This window comes from Streptomyces sp. NPDC057565 (genome assembly GCF_042801455.1).
GTDB lineage: Bacteria > Actinomycetota > Actinomycetes > Streptomycetales > Streptomycetaceae > Streptomyces > Streptomyces yanii.
This window is the reverse complement of sequence record NZ_JBHVFU010000009.1, coordinates 257,956-263,955: the sequence shown is the minus strand read 5'-3', so window position 1 is coordinate 263,955 and position 6,000 is coordinate 257,956. Positions and strand designations below refer to the sequence as shown.

Below are 6,000 nucleotides of genomic sequence, written 5' to 3'. Positions count from 1 at the left end.
GCGTTTCCGACTCTATCAGACTCTTTCGTGTCCGATTCCCGGTCGAAGCGGGTTCCGCTTTCCAGTTCTTCGCTTTCGCGTTTCCCTTTCCGGCGGTTCCAACCTTACCAGACTCTTTTTCGTTTCCGTTTCCGGTCCGAATTTGATTCCGGTGGCCTTTGGAGTGGCCTTTGCCTTTCGGCCGATCCGACTTTATCAGAAGCATTTCGGCCGATCTCATCGGCTTCGTTACTCGATATAGAGAGAATCAATGGCTCTGCGGAGACCCTGTCTCCGTTGAGAGCGAGGTAAACACTACCGGTTGCACTCGAACCTGTCCAGTCCGACTCAACCGTTGAAATCTACCTCCCCATGTCCACCATGTCAATGGTTTTTTGGGGCGAGAGGAAGACTAGCAGGTCAGCGGGGCCCTACGCACATCAGGCGGCGGCCGGGAGCTCAGCGCTTCGCTCGGTGGCGTCGAGGTCTCCTGCCTCGCCGGCTCGGGCCGCTCGGCCGCCGAGTATGTAGACGTACGCGAGAAACGCCAGCTCGGCCGCGATCCCGATGGCGATACGGGCCCAGGTGGGGAGGCCCGAGGGGGTGACGAAGCCTTCGATCACGCCCGAGACGAACAGGACCAGGGCCAGACCGATGGCCATGCCGATGGCGGCTCGGCCTTGCTGCGCGAGGGCGGAGCGGCGGGTCCGCGGGCCGGGATCGATGACCGTCCAGCCGAGGCGGAGGCCTGTACCGGCTGCGACGAATACCGCGGTGAGTTCGAGCAGACCGTGCGGGAGGACCAGGCCGAGGAAGGTGTCGAGTCGGCCGGCCGACGACATCAGGCCGATGCCGACTGCGAGGTTGAGTACGTTCACGAAGAGGATCCAGATCACCGGCAAGCAGAGGAACGCCCCCAGGACCAGACACATCGCGGCCGCCTGAGCATTGTTCGTCCAGACCTGGGCTGCGAACGAAGCGGCCGGGTGACTGGAGTAGTACGTCTCGTACTCCCCTCCGGGACTGGTCATGCGACGGAGGTCTTCCGGGGCGGCGATCGCCGCCTGGACCTCCGGGTGGGTGCCGATCCACCAGCCCATGAGTGCGGCCAGGAGCGTCGAGAGGACGGCCGTGGGTATCCACCAGTGCCTGGAGCGGTAGACCGCTGCGGGAAAGCCGGCAGTCAGGAAGCGGGTGGCGTCGCGCCAGGTGGCCCGGCGGGTGCCTGTCACGGTGGACCGGGCGCGGGCCACGAGCTGGGTGAGGCGCGCGGTGAGCATCGGATCCGGGGCGCTGGACTGGATCAGTGAGAGATGGGTGGCCGTCCGCTGATAGAGGGCGACGAGTTCGTCGGCTTCGGTGCCGGTGAGACGGCGCCCGCGGTGCAGGAGGTGTTCCAGGCGGTCCCACTCGGTGCGGTGGGCTGTCACGAAGACGTCGAGATCCATGGTCGGCTGCTGCTCCAGGCATGGGTGCGTACGGGTCCGTACTACTGCGGCGCGCTGCGGGTCAGCTTGGCAGACTGAGCTCCCGAGGGGCAGGGAAGGTCGGCGAAGGGTGGGCGGCAATGAGTGAGCTTGTGACCGGGGACGCGGTCGTGCTGGGGCTGAGGCCGGCGAAACTGCCGAGTCGGGCGCTGGCTCTGGCGATCGATCTTGTCGTGGTGTGGACGGTTTTCATCCTGGTGTCGATCGGGCTGACCGTCGCGACGGTGACACTGGACGAGGCGGCGGGTGCGGCCATCGCCGTCGCCACGTTTCTGCTCGTGCTGGTGGGCGGGCCCGTCGCGGTGGAGACGCTCAGCCACGGCCGTTCGCTGGGGAAGTTGGCATGCGGGCTGCGGGTGGTGCGGGACGACGGCGGGCCGATCCGGTTCCGGCACGCGCTGGTGCGTGGGGCGATGGGGGTCGTCGAGATTCTGATGACGCTCGGGGTCGTCGCATCCATCGCGTCGCTCGTGTCGGCGCGAGGGCGGCGGCTCGGGGATGTCTTCGCGGGGACGCTCGTCGTACGGGAACGGGTGCCGGCGGGGCGGGGAGTCGCCGTGCCGCCTCCGCCACCGTGGTTGGTCGGGCGGTTCGCCGCGCTTGATCTGTCGGCGGTGCCGGACGAGTTGTGGCTGGCGATACGGCAGTACCTGACGCGGATGAACCAGCTCGATGCGGAGGTGGGGTGGTCGATGGCCACGCGGCTGAGTGGGGAGCTGGCGGCACGTACGGGGGTTCCCGTTCCGGAAGGGGTACCGGCTGCGGCGTATCTGGCCGGCGTGGTGAACGAGCGGCAGGCACGGGATGCGCGGCGGGTGTTCGCCGCTGCGCAGAGGATTTCCCCGGAGGTCGCGGGTCCGCCTGTGGACGGACAGAGCGGTGTGGAGGGCGCGGGAGGCGTGAGGACCACGTCGGGGCCCATGGAGTGGGTAACCCCTGTGGGGCCTGCTAGCCCTGGGGCGTCTGGGGATTCCGGGACGGATGGGTCCGCGGTGCGGGCTCCGGGCACCGGGTTCGCTCCGCCTGCTTAGCGGGGGGAGGGCGGGGATTCCAGCTCTTCGAGCTCGATGCCGGGGGCCGAGAGGACCACGTCGCCGGCGATGTGGACGGTGTGCTGTTCGCCCGTGTCCAGGGCGCTGACCTGGTATTCGTCCACCATCAAGGGGCCACTGTCAGTGGCGTGCGCTTCACTGTTCACCAGAGCCCAGGACTGGTCGACGGTACGGGGAGCGAGGACCGGGTCCGTGAAGGCGACGAGGCGGACGCGGGTCGCGGGGGAACCGGGGGTGAGGCGCAGCAGTCGTGAGATCGCGACGAGGAAAGCGGGGGAGGTGCCGGTGAAGGCGTGGGCGCGGACATTGCCTTCGGTGGCATGGGTTCCGGTCGGGTCGGTGCGGACCCAGGTGACGCCTTCGAGGGCGGCTCCTCGGATCTGCCAGCTCGCGGCGTGGAGTTCGAGGCGAAGGGGGCGGCCGAGTTCATCGAGAGTGAGGTCGACGGAGCCCAGGTGATCGCCCGAGGGGGCGGTGGTCTGGGAGACGTAGCGCCAGCCGGAGGGGCCCGGGGCGCATTGGAAGTGTTCTTGGCCGAGGGGGGTGTGGTCGTGGGGATCGTGGAGCGAATAACGGCCGCGGGGCATGGGGTCCTTCGGGTTCCTCGGGCTGTGCGGGTGCGGTACGGCGCAGGCCCCCGACACGGGGGTGCGGGGGCCTGCGCTCGTATCTGCTGCTGAAGGTGGGGCTGGTCCGTCCGTCAGGACAATTCTGGACCGGTCACCGGCTGCGGCGACCTGCGCCGCTGACGGACGGGATCAGCGCCGGATCAGTAGCGGTAGTGGTCGGGCTTGTACGGGCCTTCGACCTCGACGCCGATGTAGGCGGCCTGCTCGGGGCGGAGCGTCGTGAGCTTCACGCCGAGTGCGGCGAGGTGGAGGCGGGCGACCTTCTCGTCCAGGTGCTTGGGCAGCACGTAAACGTCGGTCGGGTACTCCTCGGGCTTGGTGAACAGCTCGATCTGGGCCAGGGTCTGGTCCGCGAACGAGTTGGACATGACGAACGAGGGGTGACCCGTGGCGTTGCCCAGGTTCAGCAGGCGGCCCTCGGACAGCACGATGATGACCTTGCCGTCGGGGAACGTCCACGTGTGGACCTGCGGCTTGACCTCGTCCTTGACGATGCCGTCGATCTTGGCGAGACCCGCCATGTCGATCTCGTTGTCGAAGTGGCCGATGTTCCCGACGATCGCCTGGTGCTTCATCTTGGCCATGTCGGCGGCCATGATGATGTCCTTGTTACCCGTCGTGGTGACGAAGATGTCGGCCTGGGCGACGACGTCGTCGAGGGTGGCGACCTGGTAGCCGTCCATCGCCGCCTGCAGCGCGCAGATCGGGTCGATCTCGGTGATGATCACGCGGGCGCCCTGGCCGCGCAGGGACTCCGCGCAGCCCTTGCCCACGTCGCCGTAGCCGCAGACGACGGCGGTCTTGCCGCCGATCAGGACGTCGGTGGCGCGGTTGATGCCGTCGATCAGGGAGTGGCGGCAGCCGTACTTGTTGTCGAACTTGGACTTGGTGACGGCGTCGTTGACGTTGATCGCCGGGAAGAGGAGGGTGCCGTCGCGGTGCATCTCGTACAGCCGGTGCACACCGGTCGTGGTCTCCTCGGTGACGCCGCGGATCTCGGACGCCAGCTGGGTCCACTTCTGCGGGGCCTCGCCGAGGGTGCGGTTCAGCAGGGTGAGGATGTGGCCGTACTCCTCGCTGTCCGCGGTCGACGGGTCCGGGGCCGATCCGGCCTTCTCGAACTCGACGCCCTTGTGGACGAGGAGGGTGGCGTCGCCACCGTCGTCGAGGATCATGTTCGGGCCGCCGGTGGGGGTGTTCGGCCAGGTCAGTGCCTGCTCCGTGCACCACCAGTACTCTTCCAGCGTCTCGCCCTTCCAGGCGAAGACCGGGACTCCGGCAGGGGCGTCCGGGGTGCCGTTCGGGCCGACGGCGATGGCCGCGGCGGCGTGGTCCTGGGTGGAGAAGATGTTGCAGGAGGCCCAGCGGACCTGGGCGCCGAGGGCGACCAGGGTCTCGATCAGCACGGCGGTCTGCACGGTCATGTGCAGCGAGCCGGTGATGCGGGCGCCGGCCAGCGGCTGCGAGTCGGCGTACTCCTTGCGGATCGACATCAGGCCGGGCATCTCGTGCTCGGCGAGCGTGATCTCCTTGCGGCCGAACTCCGCGAGGGAGAGGTCGGCGACCTTGAAGTCCTGTCGATTGGCGACCGTCGTCATAACGGGCTGCTCCTCGTAATGGGGTCGAGGGTGGGTAGGGCTGGCTCTGCGGCGGCGGGCACACGAATGCCCGGGCGCTCGCAGCGCAGTCCGTCGGAGGCCCTCTCTCCCTCGCCCGTTCCGCAGGAGCGGAGCGGCCGACCGCCATCAGCAGCGACGTCTGACACTGTCATCGAATCTACACCGATCGGCCCAGTCGCTCCCAGCCCACTCGGGGCCGGGAGCGTTCGGACGAGGGATCGGGAGGGTCAGTGGCCGGAATCGGCCGGGTCGGCGTCGGGGGCCGTGGCCGGATTGGTGCCCGCCGCGGCGGCCGCCTCGTTGAAGATGTCCGGTTCCAGGTAGATGACCCGGGCGATCGGGACCGCTTCGCGGATACGGGCCTCGGCGGCGTTGATGGCGTTGGCGACCTCGGTGGCGGTGTCGTCGTGCTGGACGGCGATCTTCGCGGCGACCAGCAGTTCCTCCGGGCCGAGGTGGAGCGTACGCATATGGATGATGCGGGTGACGGTTTCGCCGTCGACGACTGCGGCCTTGATCTTGTCGACCTGGTCGGTGCCGGCGGCTTCACCGAGAAGCAGCGACTTCGTCTCGGCAGCGAGGACGATCGCGATGATGATCAGCAGGGTGCCGATGCAGAGGGTGCCGATTCCGTCCCAGACGCCGTTGCCGGTCCCGAGGGCCAGGCCGACACCTGCGAGGGCGAGCACCAGACCGATCAGCGCGCCGAAGTCCTCCAGGAGGACGACGGGGAGCTCGGGGGCCTTCGCGCGGCGGATGAACTCCTTCCAGGAGAGCGATCCACGGGTCTCGTTGGACTCCTTGATGGCCGTACGGAAGGAGAAGCCCTCGGCGATGATCGCGAAGACCAGTACGCCGACCGGCCAGTACCAGGCCTCGATCTCGTGCGGGTGCTTGATCTTCTCGTAGCCCTCGTACACCGCGAACATGCCACCGACCGAGAACAGGACGATGGAGACGAGGAAGGCGTAGATGTAGCGCTCACGGCCGTAGCCGAAGGGGTGCTGGGGGGTGGCTTCGCGCTGGGCCTTCTTGCCGCCGAGCAGCAGAAGCCCCTGGTTGCCCGAGTCGGCGAGCGAGTGGACGCTCTCCGCGAGCATCGACGACGAGCCACTGAACAGGAACGCCACGAATTTGGCCACTGCGATCGCGAGATTGGCGCCGAGTGCCGCCACGATCGCCTTGGTTCCGCCTGACGCACTCATGGGTGCCTGGTGTCCCTTCGTCAATGCTG

Annotated in this window: 5 protein-coding genes; 1 reads left to right on the top strand and 4 read right to left on the bottom strand. The window is 67.9% G+C overall.

Features of this window, described 5'->3' with window-relative positions:
- Window positions 1-419: 419 nt before the first annotated feature.
- On the bottom strand, window positions 420-1,427 hold the full coding sequence (locus ACFU8W_RS20345) for a stage II sporulation protein M (RefSeq protein WP_384038916.1): 1,008 nt from the start codon (window positions 1,425-1,427) through the stop codon (window positions 420-422).
- Between the two features lie 119 nt (window positions 1,428-1,546).
- Between ACFU8W_RS20345 and ACFU8W_RS20340 the strand changes: the two genes are divergently transcribed.
- Window positions 1,547-2,497, top strand: coding sequence for an RDD family protein (locus ACFU8W_RS20340; RefSeq protein WP_384038913.1), 951 nt, complete (start codon window positions 1,547-1,549; stop codon window positions 2,495-2,497).
- On the opposite strand, the gene ACFU8W_RS20335 is transcribed toward ACFU8W_RS20340, so the two are convergent.
- The 3 genes from ACFU8W_RS20335 to ACFU8W_RS20325 all read right to left on the bottom strand — a co-directional run bounded on the left by ACFU8W_RS20335 (window position 2,494) and on the right by ACFU8W_RS20325 (window position 5,971).
- On the bottom strand, window positions 2,494-3,105 hold the full coding sequence (locus tag ACFU8W_RS20335) for a hypothetical protein (RefSeq protein ID WP_384038910.1): 612 nt from the start codon (window positions 3,103-3,105) through the stop codon (window positions 2,494-2,496). The genes ACFU8W_RS20340 and ACFU8W_RS20335 overlap by 4 nt on opposite strands.
- 182 nt (window positions 3,106-3,287) lie before the next feature.
- Window positions 3,288-4,745: an adenosylhomocysteinase gene (ahcY, locus tag ACFU8W_RS20330; protein ID WP_384038907.1), complete on the bottom strand. Its 1,458-nt coding sequence runs from the start codon at window positions 4,743-4,745 to the stop codon at window positions 3,288-3,290.
- Window positions 4,746-4,993: 248 nt separating this feature from the next.
- Window positions 4,994-5,971 carry a cation diffusion facilitator family transporter gene (locus tag ACFU8W_RS20325; protein ID WP_345517794.1) on the bottom strand — a complete coding sequence of 326 codons (978 nt, stop codon included), beginning with the start codon at window positions 5,969-5,971 and terminating at the stop codon, window positions 4,994-4,996.
- Window positions 5,972-6,000 lie beyond the last annotated feature (29 nt).